This window comes from Bacillus paralicheniformis (assembly GCF_001042485.2).
In the GTDB taxonomy this organism is placed as follows: domain Bacteria; phylum Bacillota; class Bacilli; order Bacillales; family Bacillaceae; genus Bacillus; species Bacillus paralicheniformis.
In genome coordinates this window covers 210054-232447 of record NZ_LBMN02000035.1, presented here as the reverse complement: position 1 = coordinate 232447, position 22394 = coordinate 210054, and the positions used below count along the sequence as shown (strand labels likewise).

Below are 22394 nucleotides of genomic sequence, written 5' to 3'. Positions count from 1 at the left end.
AAACCTTTCCTCCTTATCCGCTTAAAAACCAGACGATTCCTCTGTCGCTTCTCCGATTTCGTAACGGAGATTTAAATTTGTGAAAATAAATGTAAAAACGATATAAATCAAAAATGCAAGTACAGTAGAGTTAATCGGTCCGATGCCGAATGTTACCTTTGAAGCGGTAAAACCCCCGATGATCACCGAAAGAATCGCCGCAACATTCAGCTTCGAATAAGTTGTTCCAGCCCCGAATCGATATTGTTTTTTCTTGATGACAGGTGCTGTGATCCAATGATCTGCGATCATCACGCCTGCGATCGGCGGAACATACAAACCTAAAAATGTTAAGAATGGCACAAACATATTCTGGACACCTAATAATGCAATCATGATGCCGATCACGCCCATGATCGCCACAAGTGCTTTCTTAGGAATGTTCACAACATTGCGAAGCCCCAGAGATCCGGTATACAAATTGTTATCATTCGTCGTCCACTGTGCAAAAACGATGATGAAAAATGCTAAAAATCCAAGTCCGAGCTTGCTCATCGCGGCAGGAATATTCGGTGTTGACCCGATATCCGGAACATTCGCAGCAATGGCCATTGCCGCTCCTGCAACAAGACAGAAAACACCTCCAAGGAAATAACCGACAGACGCACCTATTCCTCCTGAAACCGCTCCTTTTGCATATCTCGTCACATCAGGAAAAACAACCGCACCCAATGCAGCATTTCCAACTACGATTGTAATTCCGGCAAATATCGTCATAGGGTCCCCTGTCGGATGAAACGTCAGCAAGTTATGCCAGCTTCCAGAATAATTGACAGCACTCACAATGCCCCATATAGAAAAGATGACGACTAAAGGTACAGCGATAAAGCTTAAAGCGGCAAGCCCGCGATATCCTATAAAAGCGGTAAGGATCATTAAAATGCCGCCCCAAACGATGGCGACTTCAGGCTTTGCAAGCCAAACACCCGGAAACATTTCAGAAATGGTCGTGCCGAAAAAAGCAACCTGCCAGCCAAACCAGCCGATTCCCAGCGTCAGCGCCAAGACGATTCCAAAAAGGCTCGATCCGTAGCGTCCAAAAGCCTGACGGGCAAGAACGGTTGTCGATATTCCGTATTTTGCACCCATTACACCTTGAAAAAAGCCATAGACCGCAAGAATCAGCATACCTAAGACGGCAGCCAAAACGGCGTGCGCAAAATTCAATCCCTGGATCAGCGCTCCTCCAGTCACAATCGTCGACAATGAGATAATCCAGGCACAGCTTGTAATCGTAATGTTAAAAATCGATTTTCTCTTATTTTCAGGCACTGATGTAACAGCAAAATCATCAGCATTTGTATAGGAAGGTTTTTTACTGTTGTTTTCCATTTTCATGCTCCTTCGTTTCATCATGTAGGTTGTTACACCATATTCGTATCAATCGTTACCCCTCGTTTTAACGTATTGCCGATTGTACATGCCCTTTCAGCAGAGGTGATTAATTTCTTTTTATAGTCGGTCGGAAGATGCTCGGGCAATTTGACGCTAACCGTACATTTTTCAACACGGGACGGGCCATCGGGCGCTTTAGCGGCGGAAACAGAAACTGAAAATTCATCCTCCTGCACTTCTATGCCGTCCCTTTCAAACATCCTTTGCAAAGAAATGGTGATACACATCCCTAATGAAGCTTCCAACAGCTCAATCGGCGAAAGGCCGTCTGAATTCGGAGTGAAAGACCCCTTGGCCTGCATACCGGCTTCATGAAAAATCCCAAACTCTCCATTTGTTTTTTGAATAATAGACAAATTTAATTCCTCCTTTGGCCAATCAGCCCGAAAAATTCAAAATGAACCAATTCTTCAGTCATTTCATCAACTGAAAACTTGGGGACATAATTCAGATCATGCTTTGGTCCAAACAGCCATTTTGATAGTGTGCCCAACACAAGACTTGTTAACATGGTGGCCTGCAGATCAGTATTATGGGAGGAATTTAGCATGCCAAGCTCTGTAGCCCTTTGGATGTTCTTTTTAAATGCTTGTTCAACACTGATCAGCGCCTCTTCGATTGCCTCCCTGATTTCCGGATCGGCGCCTTGTCCCTTGACTAATAAAAACGTCATTAAGTTTCGGTTCTCCTGTGCAAACGTAAAAATTCTTTTCATAAGGGCTGTCGTGGATTGGATCATATCATCTGTAAGAGCAAACGTCTGCCTGTAGCCTTGATGAATGGCTGCAAGAAGGTTTTCTTTCCCCTTGTCTATGATTTCCTTGACGATTTCTTCTTTGCTTTTGAAGTGCCAGTAAAAAGTTCCCTGTGCAACGCCAGCCTGTTTTACGATGTCTGAAATTTTTGTCGCGTGATATCCTTTCGTAGCAAAAATCTCAAGCGCGATATGTAGCAATTCCTCTCTTGTATCCGTATTTCCCAAGTGTTTTCCTCCTTACCCGGAATCTCGATTGACAAGTCAGTCAGTTTTAGGGCCGTTATTCCTATTGGATTTGTAAGAATAATCTTATACAATGTTCTTTTCCTAGTCAAGTTGCTAACCTTTCCATTTTTCGCGCAATTACAAAATATGAGCAAAGCAAAACCTCTATTTCATTCTTTCATCCCTCTCACGGCCACTGGATCAAACGGCTTTCGGTTTATTTTTTTAAGAGATTTACAGTTTCATCGACTAATTCTAATAACGTTTTTTTATGATGTGATGATGAAACTTTTTGACAATCTAATTCCCGCAGCCTGGAATAAATGTCTTTCCGCTCATTTTGGAGTTCGCGTATGGCTTGTATCTCGGCATTGTTCAGTTGTTCCAGTCTTAATCGGAGCGCCTCTCTTTCGTTGAACACATTCCCACCCCCTAACAAAATATTACTTGTAGTTTATAGGACTTTTTTCAGTTTAACAATTCTTCTTTCATGAAAATTTGCTTGTACGATTTGGATGAGGTGAATTTTGCCGGGATTCCAACTTACTTTTTATGGAGAGATTTTACGGCTTTGAACACGAGGAACCGGACTTACAAACACCAAAGAGAACTCAGCCGGAGTCCTCTTTGGTTTTTTTATCGCTACATCACCTTATTGAATCTCAAAATCTTCTTGAAACATGATTTTCAAAAAAGAAAAACATGATATAGATACAAAGCTGCAAATTTTGAATTCTTTTCATCAATCAGCACTTGCATCATGAACTCCTTTTCGCCAAAATACAAAGTGTCCCTCAAAAACAGCAAGACTTTCAGCTTTGAAATAATCGTTCCAATTACCGCAAAAAGGAGTTTTTAAAAATATGATCATTTTAATACTTATAGCCGGGATTTTGGCCGGAATGGCCGTTCCTGTTCAAACCTCAATTAATTCACGGCTAGGCATGAAGATCGGGTCTCCTTACGGGGCGGCGGCCATATCTTTTTTTGCCGGTACGCTTATCCTGGTCATTGTCGCCTTAGTGACAGAGCGCCATTTTTTGTCTATCATCGGACTTCTCCCTTCCATCCCCTTGTGGATCCTCATTGGAGGCGGATGTTTAGGCGTTTTTTATTTAACTTCAAATATTTTGTTGCTTCCGCGTCTTGGATCAGCACTGACAGTTGTCGTCACTTTGCTTGGACAGATGGTGATGGCTCTGGCCATCGATCACTTCGGATGGTTTCATATTCCCGTTCATGAATTAAACTTTCCTAGAATCATCGGCATTTTGTTCATCATCTCCGGGGTTTTCATTATCAAAAAATATTAATAGCAAGGGAGTTCATCACCGATGAAAAACAACACTATGAACGTTTTTCTTTACATGATGCTCGGGCTTTTTGCCGGAATGGCATCACCGATTCAAACATCTATTAATTCAGAGCTGAGAAATGCTCTCCAATCACCTTTTATCGCTTCACTTATTTCGTTTTTGGTTGGAATGGTCATTCTTCTCTTTCTTACGTCGATCATTGAACATCGGCGGTTATTTCATTTAAACAATTTACATACAGCAAAAACCTTTATCACGGGCAGCCCTTGGTGGCTCTGGACTGGCGGAATACTTGGCGTCATCTTTATCACATCCAATATTTTGCTTTTGCCGATTGTCGGAGCGTCACTTACTGTTGTTTTGGCTTTAAGCGGCCAAATGATCATCGCCCTCATCATCGATCATTTTGGCTGGTTCGGAACCCCCAAACACCGCTTAAATGTGCAGCGCATGCTGGGAATTGTCCTGATGATCACGGGAATTATCATCATTCAGCATTTTTGATGCCAGTCATTTTTGCACCTTCTACTTGCTGGAATTCAGGCATTCGTTTTTCTTTAAAATGAATAAAAGGGCGGTGTCCGCCCTTTATTTACAGCAAGTTAGTTTACATAAAACATTTACAGTAAACCGATTTTAAGCAAATAAAAAAAGCCATTTTATTCAAATGACTTAAGTGAAGTGCTGCAATTGCCGTATGCAAGTAAGAAAGTTTTAAACCACACTCCTCAAAGTGGGTGTCTGCAGAAACGTTCCTGTCGTCCTTTCGAGGAAGGCATGACATTCCGGTTCCGATATAAAACTCCCTATTACAGCTTAAAGGTTAAAACTTAATTATCATTACGTACAATGCAGCGTAATTGAATTATATGATAAAAACATTAAAAATGCAACCTCTTGCCTGAAGAGAATATGACGCTCTATAATAAGTTGAATATTTACAAAATTCTGCAATACTGTGGCGTTCGTACAACCCTTCATGTCCATCTGTTCATAGACTGTCTATTGAGGTGATGTCTTGTGGTAAAAATTTTTATCGATCCCGGCCATGGCGGGTCTGATACAGGTGCTTCAGCTAATGGTTTGCAAGAAAAACAGTTAACATTGCAAACCGCCTTGGCTTTAAGAAACATGCTGCTGAATGAATATCAAAATGTTTCAGTCCTGTTGAGCAGGACAAGCGACCAAACCGTCAGTCTGACGCAACGCACGAACGCCGCGAACAGCTGGGGAGCGGACTATTTTCTATCGATTCACATGAATGCCGGGGGCGGGACAGGTTTCGAGGATTACATTTATCCCGGCGTCGGTGCACCTACCACCACCTATCGGGATATCATGCATGAAGAGATTTTAAAAGTTGTCGATTTCAGGGATCGCGGCAAGAAAACGGCCAATTTTCATGTTCTAAGAGAAACAGCCATGCCCGCACTCCTTACGGAAAATGGCTTTGTAGACAATACAAGCGACGCCGAGAAACTGAAGTCTTCCGCGTTTATTCAATCCATTGCCAGAGGCCACGCCAACGGACTCGCAAGGGCATTTAACCTTTCCAAAAACGCAGCAGCTCTCTATAAAGTGCAGATCGGCGCTTTCAGAACCAAAGCCAATGCCGATTCGCTTGCCGCTCAAGCGGAAGCGAAAGGGTTTGATGCCCTTGTGATTTACAGGGACAGCCTTTACAAAGTGCAAATTGGCGCTTTTTCTTCAAAAGAAAATGCCGAAGCGCTCGTTCAGCAAGCCAAAAACGCCGGATTTGACGCTTTCATTTACCAGGAATAGGGACAATCATCAAGAAAAGCCCGCGATCTGTCTCGTATAGATCGCAGGCTTTTTTCATGCTTTTGCAGCTTTACTTTGAATCGCCGGCTTTTGCGTTTGATTCGATGCATGGCTGTTCAACACCATTCCGATAATCACAAGTGCCATGCCGCTCCATGAGATGGCACCAGGAAGCGGACTTGAAAGAAGCAAAATTTCACCAGCGGCAGCAAACAGCACTTCAAACGATTGTGTGGCCTCGACAGCCCCTAATTTTCGCATATCCCCTTTTACAAGATCGGTTGCGGCAAAGAACAGCACAGTTGCGCATATTCCGGAAAAGACAGCCACCAAACCTGACTGAATGACTTGTCCCCGGCTGGGCGCACCCGCCGATGCCAGCCCGTACAGTGAGAGGATCAGCCAAAACGGAAGGCTTGCCAACGTCATCCCCAATACCCGCTGATAAGCATCAAGGCGCCCGGCGCAAGCTTCCATCATTTTTCTGTTCCCAAGCGGATATGCAAATGAAGCCAACATAACCGGCACGACGCACAGCAGCATCTCATGCAAAGAAAGCTGTGCCGCATGCTCAGCCTGCATCAGCGCCACCCCGATTAAAATGATCAACGACATCGCCAGCCCTTTATAGGGAATTTTGCCCCTCATCTGTACGGGACCTGTTTTTGTTTGGATGGTTTCGTAAAAAAGCGGCGCCAAAAGGGAGCCGGAAATAATCGTGATTTGCCATGTTCCTGCAATCAGCCAGCCCGGCCCGTAAGCCGCCGCAAAACAGAGCGGCGCATAAAAGAGGCCGAAGCCGACGATGCTCCATCTCAGCCAAATGCCCGGTGCTTTTTTGATTTCCTGAAAAAGTTCTTTTACGTTCCCCCTCAGCCAAACAATGACAAATAAAAGAGGCGCCATAAAGATAAATCTTAGCGATGCGCTCCAGATCCAGCTTCCCCCTTCAAGCTCCATCGCCCTGTTTAAAACGAATGTAAAAGCAAAAAAGAAGGCTGCAAAAACGCCCAGTATAATCGGCCTCACAATCCCCTCACTCCTTTTCCTGATGTCCGGCCAATCGGTCTCCGAGACTGAGCCAGTTTTCCTCGGCAAGCTTGATGGCCGCATTCCGATCCCCCTGTCTGCAGGCATCGATGATGTTCTGATGCTGTTCGACAGATTTCAAGCTGCCGATCGAGGAAAACTGCGACATCTCAAGGCGGTAAATTTTTGAAGAAATTCTCTCCAATGCCCGGGTAATTTCCGGGTTTTTTGATGCTTGTAAAAACACCTCATGAAAAGCAGCATCCGATTCGATTGCTTCGATAATGTCTTCTTTTTGAATCGCTTGCTGCAACGTTTGATTATGCCTCTCCAGTTGATCAAGGTCTGAATCCGTTAAAAAAGGAAACGACAGCTTGACAGCCAGCGCATGCAGTGCTGCAGTGACTGTAAAAGCATGTTCAGCTTCCTCGCGATTTAACGGTGCTACACGTGTTGCTGAACCCGGAACAGTTTCAACAAGTCCTTCATCTTCCAGGCGTTTGAGCGCCTCCCTGACAGGTGTGCGGCTGATGCCAAACTGCTCTGCAAGCTCCTGATCATGCAAGCGCTCCCCCGGCTTTAGTTCCAAATGTACGATGGTGCGCTTCAGCGTTTGATACACTTCTTCCCGAAGCGAAATTCGTTTGATTCGTTTAATGTTATTTTTCATCATAAAACCAATATATCGGATTTTGGTTTTATGCACAACCAAATTTTTTATCTAACCCCTTTCTCTTTAGCGGCGTATTTTCTTTTCGCCTGGCAATCTTTGCAGATGCCGTACAGTTCCAATCGGTGATGTGTCACTTTAAATCCGGTCAGCCGTGCCGCAATGTCTTTTACTTTCTCCAGTTGCGGACAATGAAAATCGACGATTTTCCCGCATACTTCGCATATGACATGATCATGTTCCTCTAGAGCCAGATCAAAACGAAGCGGATCGGTAAACCCCATTTCTTTTATAAGGCCCTCTTGTTTAAAATAGCGGATGGTGTTGTATATCGTCGCTGTACTGACGGCAGGATATATCTCCCTCAATGATTGTTGAATTTCAGCTATTGTAGGGTGGTTCCTGTTGGCTAAAAAATAATGGTAGATGGCCAGCCGCTGCGGCGTCATTCGAATGCCTTTCCGTTTAAGCTGCGCCATCGCTTCCTGCTTTACATTCGTTTCGTTTTCCATACCTCTTTCGTCACTGCCCCTTTTTTCCCTTGAATCTTCCGATATTCTTTGCCTGGCTGCCTTAGAAACGGAGTGCTTTAGATGTGATGTTCATTTAATAAACGTTCTCCTTGATCCGATCGAGCGCCTGCCAAGGCATCAGGGCACAGTTATGGCGGGCCCGTAACGGATGGACGCCAATCAGGGAAACGGCATCTCCCAGCAGATCCTCTGCCGGTTCTTCTCCTTTTCTGATCATATTTTCCATCGCTTCACGCATTAGCCCGGCTTCTTTTAACGTCTTTCCTTTTATCAGTTCAGTCATGATTGATGAGGAAGCCATGCTGATGCTGCACCCATCTCCGATAAAAGCTGTGTCTTCGATCTTTTCATTTTTAATGTCGATAAACAAAGTCATCACATCACCGCATGTTGGATTTTTGTAATGGACGTAATACGCGCTGTGTTTATCGATTTTTCGAAAATTTCGCCTGTATCTTGCATGATCCATAATGACGGACCGATACAGCTCTTCCAGTTTCGGCATGAAATGATGCTCCTTCCCTTTTAAACAGTTGTATTTTGGTTGAAAGAACAAACGAATTTAGTTATACTTCCGTTATTAAATCGTAATCATTACGATTTAATAATAACCGATCAAGAAGCTCACCGCAAATGAAAAGACACAATGAAACTGCCTCTTCTAATAAAGAGACAGATCGGTCAAACGCAAAGGGGGAAGATTTATTATGAAGGAGCCAGACCGCATTCAACTCGATTCTTTTCAAATGACAATTTTATCTGATGGAGCATTTCGAGTTTCAAGGGATTTCTTTTTGGCGGGAGGAGACCCTCATGAAGCAGAACATTATCCTGAAGAATTTGAAGTAGCGCTGAACTTTATCTGCCTGGAAACGAACGAAAAACGGATACTGATTGATACGGGATTTGGCGAAACAGGCGGACAAGAAAGCGGGCACTTGATTCATCACCTGACACAGGCGGGAATTATGCCTGACTCCATAGACTATGTCATTTTGTCACACAGTCATTTAGATCATACGGGAGGTCTTCTGAATAACGGGAAACCCGCTTTTCCAAACGCTGTTCATCTGATCAGTGAAGCAGAATGGCTGTACGCAAAACAAACGCCGGCTTCTAAACAGTTTCGCATTCTCTCCACTGTCCGGCCGCTTCTGAAGCTGCTGACAGAAGATACCGAACTGCTTCCCGGACTGAAGCTGATCCATACGCCCGGACATACGCCTGGACACTTGACTATTGAATTACAGACAAAAGACGGGGTCTGTCAGATCATCAATGACGCATTTCACATTCCCGAAAGCATCTCCAATCCAAAGCTGCGGGTTTCGCTTGAGCATGACCCTAAAGAGGGAGAAAAGACAAGAAGACTGCTGGCCCGGCAGGCTTATAACGGACAGGTCCTGCTCCACGGGTGTCATTTCCCCTACCCTGGTTTCGGGTTAATCGAAAAGCAGGGCTCACTTTTTCAATGGAAACCGGTCCAATACGAAAAGAAAACTCGCTGAATCAGCGAGTTTTCCCATTTAAACTAAGATATCAACGACAAACTGTGACCAAGATTCAAGTCTGTCATAGACGCTTTTATCTTTCAGATCACTGGCTTTCATCCACCGGCCGGCAATCTGCTCCTTTTCTTTAACTTCAACGTGTGCGCCCGGTTTTAACTCAAGCGCTGAAAGGATTCCGATATGTACTTTTCCGACGCTGTTTTCATCATCATTAATCAGTCCGAGCGTCACCATTTTTTCTTTATCTGATTCCTCAATCAGAAGCTCTTCATCAAGTTCACGGTCTGTGTTTAACTTCAGAATACCGGAAAAATCAAGCCCTTCGGCAAAGTTCATGTGGCCGCCGAAGCCGAGTGACAGCTTGTTGTGAAGCCGCGCTTCCCCTCCGCCTTCGAGCCGCTCGTATACAAATATTTCGTCTTCTCTTTTGATGACAACATAAGGGATCGGCTGTTTAAACGCAGGATCTTCTTCGGCGTCTCCCCTTCTCATTTCACTGAAGTGCTGTTCAATATGCGCCATGATCTTCCCAACCTTCTCACCGTCGCTGTTGACGCCTTGGAAGGTCAGCGTTTCATTTGCAAATACGTTTTCCCGCGGAACCACGAGAATGATTTCATCCATTTTTCCCATTGTATCCGTTTCCTCCTCAAAGTGAAAAGAGCAGATTCGTTCTGCTCTCATTTTGCCGTGTATCTATAACTGAAAGGCGGGGCTTGGGCGCGGATGCGCCCTTTTAGCCCGGCCGGCTTACTTATCGTCAAAGTAAAAATCGTCGTCTCTTATCGGTTCAACTGTTGCTTTTTTGTAGCCGTTTCCTTTCATTGAGAAGAAGTCGTGTGACTTCGTTTTCGTATTCAACCCGTTCAACACGATCGGATTGATCTCTTCTTCTTCAAAATAAGCTTCAAAGCCAAGGTTCATCAGCGCTTTGTTGGCATTATAGCGGATGAACTTCTTCACGTCGTGTGAAAGGCCGACCTGGTCGTACAGATCTTCTGTATATTCAAGCTCATTTTCATAAAGCTCTTTTAATAGATCAATGGCAAACGCGTACAGCTCTTCTTTTTTCTCAGGTGTCTGCTGATTGTAAATCTCCTGAGCGAGCAGGCCGACATAGACGCCGTGAATCGCTTCGTCCCGCAAGATCAGGTTGATGATTTCGCCGCTTTGCATCAGCTTGCCCTGTCCGTAAAAATAAAGCGGGTAGTAGAAGCCGCTGTAGAACAGGAAGCTTTCTAAATAAACGGATGCGACCATCGCTTTAAACAGCGAAATTTTATCGCCCTGGCGGATTTTCTCATAGAGTCCGACAATGACCTGAGCTTTTTTCTGCAAATATTTGTTTTGTTTAACCCATTCAAAGACTTCGTTGATCGTCTCTGTCGGGGCAAGCGTCATGAAAATGTTTGAATAGGACTTGGCGTGGACCGCGTTTTCCATCATCGCCATGAAGTTCAGCACCGCTTTGCGCTGATGCCCTTCTACATGCTCAGCGACAAGGGGCATTCCCGTGTTCCCCTGCTCTGTATCGAGAAGCGTCAGCCCCGCGAGCACCTTCATGTATGTGTCCTGTTCATTTTTACCCAAGTACTTCCATGTCAGAAGATCTCCATTAAGCGCAATCTCTTCCGGAAGCCAAAATTGCTTCACATTTTGGTTGTAAAACATTTGGGTAAAATCATCTTCATGCTTTGACCAGTTTGCTGCATCATAAATTTTCGTCACTTTCGCATACTCTCCTTTAATCAAACGACACAAGAAAGGCAGCCTTCTTGCCCTGTATCCTTCGTTCTTGCATAGTAAAGTGTTTTGATTCCTTTATGGTGGGCATAAAGATCGATCCGGTTCAGATCGCGTGTCGTCATTGTATCTTTCAGGAACAATGTAAAGCTTATGCCTTGGTCAACGTGCTGCTGAATCGTCGAGATCATGTCGACAACTCTGAACATGTCCATATCATACGCTTCTTTATAGTAGAACCAGTTGCTCGGCGCAAGTCCAGGCATCGGATAGTACGTCTTGGAGTTGCCGTAAGTTCTTTCTTCAATCCGCTCCATGATCGGCATGACTGATGCCGTACTTGACTGTACATATGAAATGGACCCGGTCGGTGCGATGCACAGTCTGTAGCTGTGATACAATCCGTGTTCTTTGACAAACTGTTTCAGCTGTTCCCAGTCTTCTTTTGTCGGGATGTGCATGCCTTCAAAAAGCTTGGCCACTTTTTCGAATTTAGGCGAGAAATCTTGTGTAACATACTTTTCGAAGTATTCACCCGTTGCGTAAGCCGAACCTTCGTAGTTATGGTACGTCTCACCTTTTTCTTTGGCGATTTCGGCAGACCGTTCAATCGAGTAAAAGTTCATCATCATAAAGAAAGTGTTCGCGAAGTCCCTCGCTTCCTCACTTTCGTAGGCGATATTGTTCTGTGCCAGGAATCCGTGCAGGTTCATCGCTCCAAGGCCGATGGATTTCATCGCTTTGTTCGCTTTTTTGACCGCCGGTGCGTTCGTAATGTTCGTCGTTTCAGAAACGTGCGTCAGCGAATCGGTTGCAAGCTTAACCGTCTGCTCAAGCGATTTGTTTTTCATGACGTTCAATATGTTCAATGAACCAAGGTTGCAGGAGATGTCAAGGCCGATCTCATCTTCTTGACCGTAGTCTGTGTATGAAGAAACCTGTGAAGCCTGAAGAACCTCTGAGCAAAGGTTGGAAAATTTAACCTTGGAAATATGATTGTTCGCATGCGCGTTGTTGACATTGTCCTGGAACATAATGTACGGATATCCTGATTCCGATCTTAACATCGCAAGCTTTTCGAGCATCTTGCGCGGGTGGATTTTTTCTTTTTTGACGCGCGGATCTTCCACAAGCCGGTCGTACATCTCGTTCATGTCCATTTCATCGAGGTGCTCGCCGTACGCTTTATAAACGGTGTGCGGATAGAATACGTATGCCGCTTTATCCTCTCTTGCAAGCTCGATGAATTTATCTGGAATGACGACTCCGATGGACAATGTTTTCACCCGGACATCCTCATCAGCCGAAATCTTCTTCGTATCGAGGAAATCGTTGATGTCACGGTGGAAAATGTTTAAGTATGCAGCCCCTGAGCCTTGTCTTTGTCCCATCTGATCAGCGTAACGGAATGCGTTGTCAAGAAGCTTCATCACGCCGACGACGCCTTTTGTCGCGTTTTCGACGTCTTTGATCGCTTCGCCTTTCGCACGCAGTTTTGAAAGGTTCAACGATACGCCTCCGCCTAGCTTTGACAGCTGCATTGAAATATCAATCGCTCTCGAGATGTCGTTCAAGGAATCATTGACTTCCAAGAGGAAGCAGCTGACCAGCTCTCCGCGGCGTTTGCGGCCGGCATTTAAGAACGTCGGCGTGCTCGGCTGATACTCCTGGTTGATCATCATTCTGACGAATTCCTTCGCCTTCTCCTTATCCCCGTTTGCAAAAAATAAAGCTACGATAGAGATTCTGTCTTCATAGCGTTCAAGAATTTTTTTCTTGTCGTTTGTCTTCAGCGCATAGTCATTGTAAAACTTAAAAGCGCTCATAAAGGACGGGAATCTGAATTTTTTAGCGTAAGCCTCTTTGAACACTTCCTTGATTTCTTCGAACGTGTAGCGGCTTAAAAACTCTTCTTCATAGTAGTCATTCTTGATTAAGTAATCGATTTTCTCTTTCAGATCATGGAAAAATACCGTATTTTGGTTGATATAGTCTACAAAATAACTATGTACAGCTTCTTTATCTTTATCAAACTGGAATTTCCCGTCTTTTTGGATCATGATCTCATTGTTTAACTGGATCCATTTTGGCACTTGATTTTGTGACAATTCTTTCTACCTCCTGAGTAAACAGTTCAACGTCTTTGGCCGTCCCGCTGAGCTCAAATTTGCCGAGAATCGGAACCTGATACTGCTTCGAGATTTTTTCTGCGCTTTTCGCAAAATTGTCTCCCCACACTCTGTTTCCGCTTGCCGCAACTCCCAAAAGAAGATGGGCGTTTTTCTCAAGAAACATCTCAGTCGTTTTCGGAACTTCCCCAAACCCTGTCGTGTACGTGATCAAAACAAACGGTTCGTCTAGATACTCCTCTGTGCTGACTTTCCGTTTATTGCGAAAAGGCGTCTTATCCACAAAGCGCTGAACGTTTCCCGTTTTTGAATCAAATACGATCTGAATCATCATTATCACGACCTAGTAAAATTGTTTCCGAGTCTTTCAACTCGAACCTTACACAATATATAGTATACTATCATTCAAGAAAACACAATATATTGTGCTCAGGTTGATGAAAGTTCACAATTTGCTTCAGCTTAGGAGGCCTAAGGCCAAAGAAATATGAGTAGAATGAGAGCCGTTCGCTCATCCTACTCACAAACCGAAATCTATCATAACACGAAAAAAATTGAGTTAGTAGACTAGACTTTTTCGCTTATTTTTTGTAAGTGTCACAGCACTTGTTCTCGCATACCTCTTTAATATCGGCTTCGATGCCGAGTTCCTTAAGAACCGACTGAACAGCCGTCATGATCGACGCTTCCCTGACAAGTTCTTTTCCATTGACGAGAATACTTGTGCCGTATTCATAGCAGGAATCATCTTCACACGTCTCTTCCCAATGGTTGATGACGATCTTAGGTTTCATTGTTCGCTCATTCCTTTTCATTTTCAAACTGAATTGATGTAAACACTACTTAGTTTAGCGATTAGATGCCGCTTTGTAAATTTGAATGCCTCGGTCTTTCACAGGACGTGATGACGGCGGCGTTTTAGACAGGATGTCAGGCAATTGGTCGCCGTTCCTTTTATTCCCAGACTCCTGCTCGGACCGGCAACGGCCGCAGTTGATTGTAAAGTCGCCTCGAAAACGACAAAATCCCAAAACAGTAAACTGTTTCAGGATTTTGTCAGGCAATCTGAAAAGACCATGCCAGGCATGGTCTTTTAGCCGTAAATCGCTATTCGAGTTCGAGTTGAACGTTTTTTTGCGGTGCAAATGTGGAAATGGCATGTTTGTATATAAGCTGCTGCTTTCCTTCCGATTCAATCAACACTGTAAAGTTGTCAAATCCTTTTACTTGTCCGCGCAGCTGAAATCCATTCAGTAAAAAGACCGTGACAAATGTACTTTCTTTCCGAATCTGATTCAAAAACTGATCTTGAATATTTATCGATTTCATGTTTCTGGTCCTCCTTGTTTCTCTATACCATACTGTTTCGATTAAAGTTCGAGCTTTCCTGCTATGTAAGTGAAAATTTCCTGTTTTTTCTGCTCGATATTGACAGGGGGCGTCATGTCATACCAGGCGACATCCATTTGATTTCTGAACCATGTCAGCTGTCTTTTGGCGTAGCGTCTCGAATTCCGCTTCAACGTCTCAACCGCCTCTTCCAAGGACGCTCTGCCTTCAAGGTACGCATAAAGCTCTTTGTACCCGATGGCCTGAACAGACTGGCAATTTCTTATGTTTTCATCATAAAGCTGTTTCACTTCATTCAGCAGCCCCTCATCCATCATCTGGTCTACGCGGCTGTTGATCCTGTCATACAGCACTTCCCGCTCCATCGTCAAACCGATGAGAGCCGTGGTGTATAAAAGCTCTTTCCGCTGTCCTTCCATATGTTCAGACATCGTTTTTCCTGTCGTATGGAAAATTTCAAGCGCCCTGATGACCCTTCGTTTATTGTTTGGATGAATGGCTTTTGCCGCTCCGGGATCGCGCTCTTTCAATAGACAGTGAACATATTCGGCTCCTCTCTTGTCAGAGAGCGCCTCCATCTCCGCTCGGAACTCAGGGTCGCCCGCTTCCTCTGTGAATGAATAGTCGTAAAGGACAGACTGGATATAGAGCCCTGTCCCCCCCACAATCATCGGAAGCTTCCCTCGCCTGCCAATCTCTGCGATTTTTTGTCTGACGATCTCCTGATATTCAGCAACCGAGAAAGATTCCGTCGGTTCTTTAATATCGATCAAGTGATGCGGAACCCCGTTCATTTCTTCTTCTTTAATTTTTGCTGTGCCGATATCCATTCTTTTGTAAATCTGCATCGAATCTCCGCTGATAATTTCCGCATTCAAATGCTCGGCCAGCATCACGCTTAATTTTGTTTTACCGACAGCGGTCGGTCCGATCAAAACGATGACCGGCGGTTTCGTTTTATTCACTGCTGATCACTCTCTTTAAACAAGCTCCTCCCATTATACCATTTCACGTTCAAAAACATCCATTTCATTTTACCCGTTTTCATTGCTTTCCAAACATTCCCTCACCACCCTATCGGCTCATTCCCCACAATTTCTCTAGTGGAACCTTTAAAAGTATGCCGGTGCCTCTCCTTTATTCCATCGCTTACATACACGACTCCGCCAAATCTGATCGGGGGAGCCGCAGAATATGCCAGATAGGTCGTGCCCCCGATTTCATGATAATGCGTGCCGTCCGCCCGCGGAATCGCGGGCCCCGTAATCGCGTAATACCTGTGATAATGTCCCTTATCGAAAGAAGTGATGCCGGAATAAAAATGAACGTGCCCATCTGTATTGCTCCCGTTTGCCGGCTGGGAAAAGCCTTCAATTAGGTGGTAATGGCCATTGGCAGTCGATGTTCTCGCCCTGTAGGCGTGGGCATGGGGAGGCGCTTTTGACCAATCCGACTGATACAGCGTCATGTTTCATTCACTCCTTTTTAAGGGCGGCTTCACTAAAAAATACGACGGGCGCCCAAGCAAAAACGGCTGGGCAGAATACAGTGATGTTAGTCAGGTTTCATTTTATTATTGGAGGGATTTTTTTATGAATCATTTCGAGCACGCTCCTGTATACGGCGACGACAACCAGCGCATCATCGGCAGACCTTTCTTTGGCGGACCTTTTGGGCGCCCGTTTTTCGGCCCGCGTCCGTTTTTCGGTCCGGGCCCCTTCTTCGGAGGTTTTTTGGGCGGACTTACTGCCGGAGCGCTTCTCGGCCCTTGGGGATATCCGTATCCGCCGTATCCTTACTATCCTTTTTTCTGACAGATAAAGGCTCTTCCAGGGGCCTTTTTACATAACTTTTTTCTTGACTTAGAACTTTTGCATCAATTAAGATGGATTTTACCAACCGGTTAGTAATACGGGTTTTTTTTATGTCTAAAAAAGAAGAAATCTTTGAAGCGGCCTCATGACGATTGCGGAATACACCTTTAACACTTTAAGATCGTTTATGGGCTGCGTTTTTTGATATTCGAATGAAAACTAACTTTGTACAAGCGCCCTTGCTGCGGCAGCATGTCTTAAACCGCAGCGTGAGTTGTGTGAAAAGAGCGCTGGCAAATGGTCAAAGTCTTTTGTTTCAATTGGAACTGCTGGCTGACGAAGAGAAAGCTCTCCTTTTGAATCATGGAATAACATTGATAGAGGAGGATTTCATATGATTGCAGGCTACATTTTTCTGCTGATCGCCATCTTGTCAGAAGCGGCGGCAGCCGCCATGCTGAAAATCTCTGACGGGTTCGCGCGCTGGCGGCCGTCGGTTCTCGTAGTGATCGGCTACGGTCTCGCATTTTACATGATGTCGCTCACATTGCAGGTCATCCCGCTAAGCCTCTCCTATGCGACTTGGAGCGGAGCTGGCACCGTTCTGACTGCAATCATCGGCGTCTTGTGGTTTCAAGAAAAGCTGAACCGGCGAAATATCGCCGGCATTATTTGTCTCGTGTCAGGCGTTGTCCTGATCAATCTGTCATAAGGAGGAGAATGTCATGAAAGGCATGATCTTTTTGGCGGCTGCCATTTTGTCCGAAGTATTCGGAAGCACGATGCTGAAGCTGTCAGAAGGCTTTAGCGCCCCCCTGCCCGCGGCCGGTGTCATAATCGGTTTTGCGGCTTCTTTTACGTTTCTGAGCTTTTCATTAAAAACACTGCCTCTATCTGCGGCTTATGCGACTTGGGCCGGCACCGGGACGGCTTTGACAGCTGCGATCGGGTATTTTATATTTCAGGAGCCATTCAATCTCAAAACTCTTATTGGGCTTGTATTGATCATCTGCGGCGTCTTTTTGCTCAATTCAAAGCATGCTGACGCCGCAGACCAAAAGGCTCAGCTCACGATCGAAATCTAATCCGCTTTGGAGACGACAATCTTCGGGTCTAATTCAATGGCGACATTGCCCTGAACCGCCCTTGATATCATACAGGATGTCTCCGCCTTTTCAGCCAGCCTTCCGGCAAGTTGGACCTCTTTTTCCGCCGCTTCTTTCGGAAGGCGGATCAGAGGTCTGTGAATGATTTTTTCGTACGTAAACACCCCGCCTGTCACATCGACAACAGCCTCGGATTCCATCGTCAGGCTCTCTTTTTCCAATCCGCTTCTTTCCATCATGGCTGCAAGCGTGATGATATAGCAAGTCGCAGCGGCGCCGAGCAGCATTTCGTCAGGGTTTGTCCCTGCCCCCGGACCGTCCATTTCCTTTGGAATTGAAATTTCTGTTTTTAAATTCCCGCTTTCAATCCTTCCGATGTCGTTACGTTTTCCAGGCCAGTCTGCCTGAAGGTAAAAATGATGTTTAGCCATAAAAAATACCTCCTTTTTTTATCCTGCTTAAAGTCTACCGGTATTTGACCTTTCTGTCTGTTGATTTGCCTAAAAAACCGGTAAACCGTGACAGCCGTCTAACACACGGGGCATGAGCGGAACATAGAATACAACGAAAATCCGCGCAAGAAAGGACGAAAAGAAATGGAGAATGTAGAACATTTACAGCAGACACCGGCTCCCGAACAGCATATGCATATCCCCCAGTATCAGCACGCCGAAGCAGCCGTGCACCACATCAAATGTCCGTTGTTTCCGCACTTGAAACATAAGACGTTGTGCACAGTTGCGCCTTTTGTTCATTACGGTTTAAATGAAGCGCAAACCACTTCCTATCACCACGCCATGGAAGAAGTAGCGGCAATGGCTTATTTAATGGGCATGGGTATGGACCCTCACTTGGCCTACTGTACAGTTGAGTCATGGGAAATCAACGAAACATTCTACTAATTAGACTGAACGGTCAAAAATAAAGAGAAAAGACCGTTCAGTCTCAGGAACGGGTTAAAGCAGACGCCAGCGTCCGGCGTGTTCATTGGCGAAATCAGCCAGTGAACGCGGTTTTTTTCCCGTGATGCGTTCCACTGTATCTGTGATGCGGTTTTCTTTGCCATTCTTGATTTTCTCGTCTAGTTCCGACATGAATCCGGCATAATCGGGAGATAATCCTGCTTTTATATACCTTTCCCTCAAAGCGGACACTTCGACATTGACATGCCTGACGTCGCGGCCTGCCGCTCTGCCGATGATTGCCGCGGCTTCAGCATAACTCAAGGCTTCCGGCCCGGTCAAGATATGGCTCGTATTATGCGGCTTTTGATCAAGCAATGCGCGCACAGCCACTTCAGCAATATCGTCTGCCTCTATAAACCCGACTTTGCCGCTGCCTGACGCCGTGACGATTTCATTTTTCTTCCGAATCGAAGCGCCATGCTGATGGTCAAAATTCTGCATGAAATATGAAGGCTTTAGCACCGTCCATTCAGGAACATATCGCCTGACCGCGTGATGAAGCTTCCCGAATACGGGTCCGTCTTCATCAATAATGGCAGCGCTGAGCAGAACAATGCGGCGGACGCCGGATGCCGCTGCCATTTCCAAAAACGGCACAACGAGCGGCGACGGTTCGAATACACCGACAGGCGCAACCAAATACAATGAGTTCGTGTTTTTTAATGCGTCTCTGTAAGTTTTTTGATCATTCCAGTCAAAATACACATGTTCCGTTCCGGCCATTGCAGGCATTCTCCGGCTTGCGATCCGGACACCGGCCCCCAAACGTACAAGCCGTTTGGCGATTCGGCTTCCAGTCGTGCCGGTTCCGCCGGTAATCAATATTTTTTTCTCCACTTTTATCACTCCTTGTTACGTCATTAAAAAGTCTGCAGCCGTCCCCCGAACGATTCGATGACAGTCAGAGGATTCCAATAATCTTTGTAAAGGACAATTTTGCCCTCTTTCATGTTTACAAGGCTGATGTACTGTTGGTTATAAGGAAGCCCCGTCTCGCACACCGTGCCTTCACATTCAAATTCGACAGCTGCATAGCCCGTATTTGCCATTTGATGAATAGTGGGTGCTGTGAAGCGGACAATATCGATCTTTTCGGGAAAATCCTTTATATATTCGTAAATCGCCGACTTTCCTTCTAGTTTTTTAGGAAAACCTGGCGGTGCATATGGATGCTCAAACACCGCGTCTTGATCCCAAAGCTGTATCCACTTTTCCATATCCTTTTCGAGCATCGACTGCAAAAATTGTTCCATCACATCGGTTATCGTATGCGCCATTTTCTTTCCCCCATTATTTTTTTGACCACTTGGTCTAAAATAGTGATAAAAACGAGCGGCAGCCCATCTTCCTTGACGAAAAAATTCTTTAATCAAGAACAGACAGGCTGACATCGATCAAATCCTGAAGGGCGTCAAAGTCCCCCGTTAACTTCGCCTGAAACGTGAGCGACAGCCGGGTTTGATTTAAAAAACGGGCAACTGCTGAAAGATCTTGACCTCCCTTCTTTAGTTCCCCCTGTGACTCGGCCCGGACAAGCGCTTTGTAAAAGGCGGTTTCCAGTTGCTTTGTCTGCTTATCAAAGTATTCGGCAACCTCTTGATCACGGGGAATTTGTTCAATTGCACTGTTGATGATATAGCATGCCTTTGAGCGCTCGGGGTCTTTCAGAGCGTTTAAGCTTTCCTGAAAGATCTGCCGAACCGATTGCTTCACTGAGCCGGGGCTTTCAAGCCTGGCGATTACTTGAGCATTTTTATCATCAAGATATCTTGTAAGAGCGGCAATAAACAGATCCCGTTTCGTGCCGAATGTATTGTACAGACTTTGCCTGGCAATTCCCAGGCGGCTGAGCAGCTCTTGCATCGATGCGCCTTCATAGCCGAATTGGCCGAAAACCTCCATTGCTTTATGAAGGACGAGGGCGGTATCGAATTCTTTGCTTCTTCCCAAGCCTTTATCACCTCCTTTATTTGAAGAATACACTTTTTAGATCGATCAGTCAAGAATTATCCGCTTCACGGATCTATTCACCATTCCGATTGAGAAAATCGGCGCATGATCCTTCAGCGCCGGTCATAGACATAGCATAAAACCCCTGTCACATACAGAGGAACAAAAGGAAGTGTGCCCGTTGTTTATTTATACGGTTCAGCCGGGAGATTCATTATTTGTCATCGGTGCCAGGTTCGGAATTTCGATTGACCAGATCCGATTGGTAAACGGGTTGGTCGAAACAAACATTGTCCCCGGACAGGCTCTTTTAATACCGCTTTATACATATACGGTTCAGCAGGGAGACAATTATGATTCGATCGCCCGCCGGACGTTTGTATCCGCCGTAGCATTGCAAAAAGCAAATCCGTCTGTAACGCCTGCCAATATGAGGCCGGGGATGAAAGTGACGATTCCGGAATTGCCGAAAAAACCGATCACCGCTTTAGGATATTACACATTGAGAAACCCCGGCTTAGACCAGGAATTGATTCATAATTTTGCCCCCTACGCCACATATCTGGCATTTTTTGAATACCATATTTCAAGCGACGGATCGTTAAGCGAGCTGAATGATTCACCGGCGGTACAAACGGCCTGGAGGCGGCGCGTTCCTCCCCTCATGACAGTCACCAATCTGACAGAAACAGGCTTTAGTCCGTCTCTTGCGCACCGCGTATTAAATCAGCCTGACGTAAGAAACCGACTCATCGACAATATTGTTCAAACGATTTCCAGAAAAGGATATGCTGGCGTCAATATTGATTTCGAACAGATTGTGGAGGAAGACAGAGATTTATTTTCAGGTTTTCTCCGCCTGTTGAAAGAGCGGCTGAAGCCTTCCGGTTATGTGTTGACGGTTGCCGTTCCGCCGAAAACAAATGAAAATATCGCCTGGCTGAAAGGGTATGACTATGGCGGAATCGGCGCAGTGAGCGACCTTGTCTTTATCATGGCATACGACTGGCACCACGGAACAAGCGAACCCGGCCCCGTCGCTCCGATCAATGAAGTCCGGCAGACGATTCAATTTGCCCTTCGCCATATTCCAAAAGAAAAAATCATTCTCGGCTTTCCGCTTTACGGCTATAACTGGACGCTGCCCTATCAGCCTGGTACCGTATACCCGGGAATCGCCAACCAAGGCGCCGTTCAGCTCGCCATGAAGCACCAGGTACCGATTCAATATGATACAAAGTCTGAGTCCCCTTTTCTCCAATACACAGATGAACAAGGCAGAAGGCACATCATATGGTTTGAAGACGCACGCAGTATTGGAAAAAAACTGCAACTCATCATCGAATACGGACTTGGCGGCGGCGGTGTCTGGCAGCTCACGCTCAGTTTTCCGCAAGGAACCTGGCTCTTGACCAAATTCTTTCGCGTCAGAAAAGCCTGACAGCAACATGTAATTTATTGTAAAACAGCAAACAGAATAATCCCGCTAACGAACCTTGATACTAATGATGTGTCCTTCACACAATAACAAATCTGAAAGGAATGTTTGCAATTGAATAATGGGATTCATGAAACATTGGAACTGCATGAGCTGTTAATGTTTAAAAACCTTTGCCTGACTAAGTCATCAACAATGACGGGAATGGTGCAGGATCAAGAGCTTCGCGACATCTTGGAACGTGATGCTTCCCAAACAAAGCATCAGATCGAGCATTTGCAAGGACTGCTGTCAATGAGAGGTGAAACCGTATGAACGAATTCATCCAAAACATGACAGGAATGGGCGCGATGACTGAACAAGTGATAGCGACCGACTTTTTAATCTCAGCGAAAACCGGTGTCAAAAACATTGCCACTGCTATCACAGAAACATCTTCTCCAGAAGTGCGTGAAACGCTTAAGCAGTATTTAAATGACGCGATTGATACTCATGAACAGATCACAAACTATATGATGTCAAAAGGTTATTACCATCCTGCCAATTTATCTCAACAAATTCAAGTTGATACCAAAGCTGCCGAAACAGCTAAAGATCTTCCGCAACTGTAATGAAAACGCGTGAATCCCCCGCAGTCCATAC

General features: G+C 45.3%; 30 protein-coding genes, 1 other RNA gene and 1 pseudogene. 11 read left to right on the top strand and 21 right to left on the bottom strand.

Annotated features, from left to right (window positions below; translation table 11 throughout):
• Positions 1 to 21: 21 nt before the first annotated feature.
• The 4 genes and pseudogenes from ACH97_RS17985 to ACH97_RS24525 form a co-directional block, all read right to left on the bottom strand.
• Positions 22 to 1371, bottom strand: a complete 1350-nt coding sequence (locus tag ACH97_RS17985) for a cytosine permease (protein ID WP_048350647.1) — start codon at positions 1369 to 1371, stop codon at positions 22 to 24.
• A gap of 32 nt (positions 1372 to 1403) precedes the next feature.
• Positions 1404 to 1790: an OsmC family protein gene (locus ACH97_RS17980; RefSeq protein ID WP_020451518.1), complete on the bottom strand. Its 387-nt coding sequence runs from the start codon at positions 1788 to 1790 to the stop codon at positions 1404 to 1406.
• 2 nt (positions 1791 to 1792) lie between these two features.
• Positions 1793 to 2416 (bottom strand): TetR/AcrR family transcriptional regulator, encoded by a 624-nt coding sequence (locus ACH97_RS17975; protein WP_048350646.1) that lies wholly within the window; start codon positions 2414 to 2416, stop codon positions 1793 to 1795.
• 298 nt (positions 2417 to 2714) lie between these two features.
• Positions 2715 to 2837 (bottom strand): annotated as a pseudogene (locus tag ACH97_RS24525) (hypothetical protein); the annotation flags it as partial.
• Between the two features lie 442 nt (positions 2838 to 3279).
• Between ACH97_RS24525 and ACH97_RS17965 the strand changes: the two are divergent.
• Together ACH97_RS17965 and ACH97_RS17960 are read left to right on the top strand one after the other, a co-directional pair.
• A complete protein-coding gene (locus tag ACH97_RS17965; protein WP_048350645.1) occupies positions 3280 to 3729 on the top strand; it encodes a DMT family transporter in 450 nt (149 codons plus the stop codon).
• Positions 3730 to 3750: 21 nt separating this feature from the next.
• Positions 3751 to 4236, top strand: a complete 486-nt coding sequence (locus tag ACH97_RS17960; protein WP_020451514.1) for a DMT family transporter — start codon at positions 3751 to 3753, stop codon at positions 4234 to 4236.
• A gap of 173 nt (positions 4237 to 4409) precedes the next feature.
• Here ACH97_RS17960 and ssrS read toward each other — a convergent pair.
• Positions 4410 to 4593: non-coding RNA, 6S RNA (ssrS, locus tag ACH97_RS23125), on the bottom strand.
• Between the two features lie 159 nt (positions 4594 to 4752).
• Between ssrS and ACH97_RS17955 the strand changes: the two genes are divergently transcribed.
• A complete protein-coding gene (locus ACH97_RS17955) occupies positions 4753 to 5514 on the top strand; it encodes an N-acetylmuramoyl-L-alanine amidase (protein ID WP_023857646.1) in 762 nt (253 codons plus the stop codon).
• Positions 5515 to 5568: 54 nt separating this feature from the next.
• Here the strand turns inward: ACH97_RS17955 and ACH97_RS17950 are convergent, their stop codons facing one another.
• From ACH97_RS17950 to sufU, 4 genes are all read right to left on the bottom strand, one after another.
• Complete coding sequence (locus tag ACH97_RS17950) at positions 5569 to 6543, bottom strand: DMT family transporter (protein WP_020451510.1); 975 nt, start codon at positions 6541 to 6543, stop codon at positions 5569 to 5571.
• A gap of 7 nt (positions 6544 to 6550) precedes the next feature.
• On the bottom strand, positions 6551 to 7216 hold the full coding sequence (locus ACH97_RS17945) for a GntR family transcriptional regulator (protein WP_048350649.1): 666 nt from the start codon (positions 7214 to 7216) through the stop codon (positions 6551 to 6553).
• A 44-nt stretch (positions 7217 to 7260) separates the two neighbouring features.
• Positions 7261 to 7725, bottom strand: coding sequence for a Fur family transcriptional regulator (locus ACH97_RS17940; RefSeq protein ID WP_026579698.1), 465 nt, complete (start codon positions 7723 to 7725; stop codon positions 7261 to 7263).
• Positions 7726 to 7819: 94 nt separating this feature from the next.
• Complete coding sequence (gene sufU, locus ACH97_RS17935; RefSeq protein ID WP_048350644.1) at positions 7820 to 8251, bottom strand: Fe-S cluster assembly sulfur transfer protein SufU; 432 nt, start codon at positions 8249 to 8251, stop codon at positions 7820 to 7822.
• A 202-nt stretch (positions 8252 to 8453) separates the two neighbouring features.
• On the opposite strand from sufU, the gene ACH97_RS17930 reads away from it, so the two are divergent.
• Entirely contained in the window at positions 8454 to 9254 is an 801-nt protein-coding gene (locus ACH97_RS17930; protein ID WP_020451507.1) for an MBL fold metallo-hydrolase, read from the top strand.
• Between the two features lie 18 nt (positions 9255 to 9272).
• On the opposite strand, the gene ACH97_RS17925 is transcribed toward ACH97_RS17930, so the two are convergent.
• The 8 genes from ACH97_RS17925 to ACH97_RS17890 all read right to left on the bottom strand — a co-directional run bounded on the left by ACH97_RS17925 (position 9273) and on the right by ACH97_RS17890 (position 15947).
• Positions 9273 to 9890, bottom strand: a complete 618-nt coding sequence (locus ACH97_RS17925; RefSeq protein WP_020451506.1) for a hypothetical protein — start codon at positions 9888 to 9890, stop codon at positions 9273 to 9275.
• A gap of 117 nt (positions 9891 to 10007) precedes the next feature.
• Complete coding sequence (gene nrdF, locus ACH97_RS17920; RefSeq protein ID WP_020451505.1) at positions 10008 to 10985, bottom strand: class 1b ribonucleoside-diphosphate reductase subunit beta; 978 nt, start codon at positions 10983 to 10985, stop codon at positions 10008 to 10010.
• A 20-nt stretch (positions 10986 to 11005) separates the two neighbouring features.
• Complete coding sequence (nrdE, locus tag ACH97_RS17915) at positions 11006 to 13108, bottom strand: class 1b ribonucleoside-diphosphate reductase subunit alpha (protein ID WP_020451504.1); 2103 nt, start codon at positions 13106 to 13108, stop codon at positions 11006 to 11008.
• Positions 13065 to 13460, bottom strand: coding sequence for a class Ib ribonucleoside-diphosphate reductase assembly flavoprotein NrdI (nrdI, locus tag ACH97_RS17910; RefSeq protein WP_020451503.1), 396 nt, complete (start codon positions 13458 to 13460; stop codon positions 13065 to 13067). Before nrdI ends, nrdE begins: the two co-directional genes overlap by 44 nt.
• Before the next feature lie 250 nt (positions 13461 to 13710).
• Positions 13711 to 13923, bottom strand: coding sequence for a hypothetical protein (locus ACH97_RS17905; RefSeq protein ID WP_020451502.1), 213 nt, complete (start codon positions 13921 to 13923; stop codon positions 13711 to 13713).
• A gap of 313 nt (positions 13924 to 14236) precedes the next feature.
• Entirely contained in the window at positions 14237 to 14458 is a 222-nt protein-coding gene (hfq, locus tag ACH97_RS17900) for an RNA chaperone Hfq (protein ID WP_020451500.1), read from the bottom strand.
• Between the two features lie 41 nt (positions 14459 to 14499).
• The gene (miaA, locus tag ACH97_RS17895; RefSeq protein ID WP_025811482.1) at positions 14500 to 15444 is read right to left on the bottom strand and encodes a tRNA (adenosine(37)-N6)-dimethylallyltransferase MiaA; all 945 of its coding nucleotides are present in this window, start codon (positions 15442 to 15444) and stop codon (positions 14500 to 14502) included.
• 101 nt (positions 15445 to 15545) lie between these two features.
• Positions 15546 to 15947, bottom strand: a complete 402-nt coding sequence (locus ACH97_RS17890) for a YmaF family protein (RefSeq protein WP_020451498.1) — start codon at positions 15945 to 15947, stop codon at positions 15546 to 15548.
• A gap of 124 nt (positions 15948 to 16071) precedes the next feature.
• Between ACH97_RS17890 and ACH97_RS17885 the strand changes: the two genes are divergently transcribed.
• The 3 genes from ACH97_RS17885 to erbB all read left to right on the top strand — a co-directional run bounded on the left by ACH97_RS17885 (position 16072) and on the right by erbB (position 17378).
• Positions 16072 to 16293, top strand: coding sequence for a hypothetical protein (locus tag ACH97_RS17885; protein WP_020451497.1), 222 nt, complete (start codon positions 16072 to 16074; stop codon positions 16291 to 16293).
• 373 nt (positions 16294 to 16666) lie between these two features.
• The gene (gene erbA, locus ACH97_RS17880) at positions 16667 to 17005 is read left to right on the top strand and encodes an SMR family multidrug efflux transporter EbrA (protein WP_080131392.1); all 339 of its coding nucleotides are present in this window, start codon (positions 16667 to 16669) and stop codon (positions 17003 to 17005) included.
• 13 nt (positions 17006 to 17018) lie between these two features.
• The gene (erbB, locus tag ACH97_RS17875) at positions 17019 to 17378 is read left to right on the top strand and encodes an SMR family multidrug efflux transporter EbrB (RefSeq protein WP_020451495.1); all 360 of its coding nucleotides are present in this window, start codon (positions 17019 to 17021) and stop codon (positions 17376 to 17378) included.
• Here erbB and ACH97_RS17870 read toward each other — a convergent pair.
• The gene (locus tag ACH97_RS17870; protein WP_020451494.1) at positions 17375 to 17830 is read right to left on the bottom strand and encodes an OsmC family protein; all 456 of its coding nucleotides are present in this window, start codon (positions 17828 to 17830) and stop codon (positions 17375 to 17377) included. The two genes, erbB and ACH97_RS17870, sit on opposite strands and share 4 nt — an antisense overlap.
• A 165-nt stretch (positions 17831 to 17995) precedes the next feature.
• On the opposite strand from ACH97_RS17870, the gene ACH97_RS17865 reads away from it, so the two are divergent.
• Positions 17996 to 18301 (top strand): hypothetical protein, encoded by a 306-nt coding sequence (locus ACH97_RS17865; protein WP_020451493.1) that lies wholly within the window; start codon positions 17996 to 17998, stop codon positions 18299 to 18301.
• Between the two features lie 54 nt (positions 18302 to 18355).
• Here ACH97_RS17865 and ACH97_RS17860 read toward each other — a convergent pair whose 3' ends face one another.
• From ACH97_RS17860 to ACH97_RS17850, 3 genes are all read right to left on the bottom strand, one after another.
• Positions 18356 to 19207 (bottom strand): NmrA family NAD(P)-binding protein, encoded by an 852-nt coding sequence (locus ACH97_RS17860; RefSeq protein WP_025811475.1) that lies wholly within the window; start codon positions 19205 to 19207, stop codon positions 18356 to 18358.
• Positions 19208 to 19224: 17 nt separating this feature from the next.
• Positions 19225 to 19641, bottom strand: coding sequence for a nuclear transport factor 2 family protein (locus tag ACH97_RS17855; RefSeq protein WP_025811473.1), 417 nt, complete (start codon positions 19639 to 19641; stop codon positions 19225 to 19227).
• An 88-nt stretch (positions 19642 to 19729) separates the two neighbouring features.
• On the bottom strand, positions 19730 to 20314 hold the full coding sequence (locus ACH97_RS17850) for a TetR/AcrR family transcriptional regulator (protein WP_020451490.1): 585 nt from the start codon (positions 20312 to 20314) through the stop codon (positions 19730 to 19732).
• Positions 20315 to 20495: 181 nt separating this feature from the next.
• Between ACH97_RS17850 and ACH97_RS17845 the strand changes: the two genes are divergently transcribed.
• The 3 genes from ACH97_RS17845 (at position 20496) to ACH97_RS17835 (ending at position 22363) form a co-directional block, all read left to right on the top strand.
• Positions 20496 to 21755, top strand: coding sequence for a glycosyl hydrolase family 18 protein (locus ACH97_RS17845; protein WP_050820745.1), 1260 nt, complete (start codon positions 20496 to 20498; stop codon positions 21753 to 21755).
• 111 nt (positions 21756 to 21866) lie between these two features.
• Complete coding sequence (locus tag ACH97_RS17840; protein ID WP_023857660.1) at positions 21867 to 22067, top strand: spore coat protein; 201 nt, start codon at positions 21867 to 21869, stop codon at positions 22065 to 22067.
• Positions 22064 to 22363: a spore coat protein gene (locus tag ACH97_RS17835; RefSeq protein WP_020451487.1), complete on the top strand. Its 300-nt coding sequence runs from the start codon at positions 22064 to 22066 to the stop codon at positions 22361 to 22363. Before ACH97_RS17840 ends, ACH97_RS17835 begins: the two co-directional genes overlap by 4 nt.
• Positions 22364 to 22394 lie beyond the last annotated feature (31 nt).

Bases quoted from the DNA above. Each gene is read 5' to 3' on its own strand.
- ACH97_RS17965 (WP_048350645.1), top strand. From the start codon at position 3,280: ATGATCATTTTAATACTTATAGCCGGGATTTTGGCCGGAATGGCCGTT.
- ACH97_RS17885 (WP_020451497.1), top strand. From the start codon at position 16,072: ATGAATCATTTCGAGCACGCTCCTGTATACGGCGACGACAACCAGCGC.
- ACH97_RS17945 (WP_048350649.1), bottom strand. From the start codon at position 7,216: ATGATGAAAAATAACATTAAACGAATCAAACGAATTTCGCTTCGGGAA.
- ACH97_RS17870 (WP_020451494.1), bottom strand. From the start codon at position 17,830: ATGGCTAAACATCATTTTTACCTTCAGGCAGACTGGCCTGGAAAACGT.
- ACH97_RS17960 (WP_020451514.1), top strand. From the start codon at position 3,751: ATGAAAAACAACACTATGAACGTTTTTCTTTACATGATGCTCGGGCTT.
- ACH97_RS17925 (WP_020451506.1), bottom strand. From the start codon at position 9,890: ATGGGAAAAATGGATGAAATCATTCTCGTGGTTCCGCGGGAAAACGTA.
- hfq (WP_020451500.1), bottom strand. From the start codon at position 14,458: ATGAAATCGATAAATATTCAAGATCAGTTTTTGAATCAGATTCGGAAA.
- ACH97_RS17890 (WP_020451498.1), bottom strand. From the start codon at position 15,947: ATGACGCTGTATCAGTCGGATTGGTCAAAAGCGCCTCCCCATGCCCAC.
- ACH97_RS17905 (WP_020451502.1), bottom strand. From the start codon at position 13,923: ATGAAACCTAAGATCGTCATCAACCATTGGGAAGAGACGTGTGAAGAT.
- ACH97_RS17835 (WP_020451487.1), top strand. From the start codon at position 22,064: ATGAACGAATTCATCCAAAACATGACAGGAATGGGCGCGATGACTGAA.
- ACH97_RS17930 (WP_020451507.1), top strand. From the start codon at position 8,454: ATGAAGGAGCCAGACCGCATTCAACTCGATTCTTTTCAAATGACAATT.
- erbB (WP_020451495.1), top strand. From the start codon at position 17,019: ATGAAAGGCATGATCTTTTTGGCGGCTGCCATTTTGTCCGAAGTATTC.
- ACH97_RS17865 (WP_020451493.1), top strand. From the start codon at position 17,996: ATGGAGAATGTAGAACATTTACAGCAGACACCGGCTCCCGAACAGCAT.
- ACH97_RS17855 (WP_025811473.1), bottom strand. From the start codon at position 19,641: ATGGCGCATACGATAACCGATGTGATGGAACAATTTTTGCAGTCGATG.
- nrdI (WP_020451503.1), bottom strand. From the start codon at position 13,460: ATGATTCAGATCGTATTTGATTCAAAAACGGGAAACGTTCAGCGCTTT.
- ACH97_RS17940 (WP_026579698.1), bottom strand. From the start codon at position 7,725: ATGGAAAACGAAACGAATGTAAAGCAGGAAGCGATGGCGCAGCTTAAA.
- sufU (WP_048350644.1), bottom strand. From the start codon at position 8,251: ATGCCGAAACTGGAAGAGCTGTATCGGTCCGTCATTATGGATCATGCA.
- ACH97_RS17985 (WP_048350647.1), bottom strand. From the start codon at position 1,371: ATGGAAAACAACAGTAAAAAACCTTCCTATACAAATGCTGATGATTTT.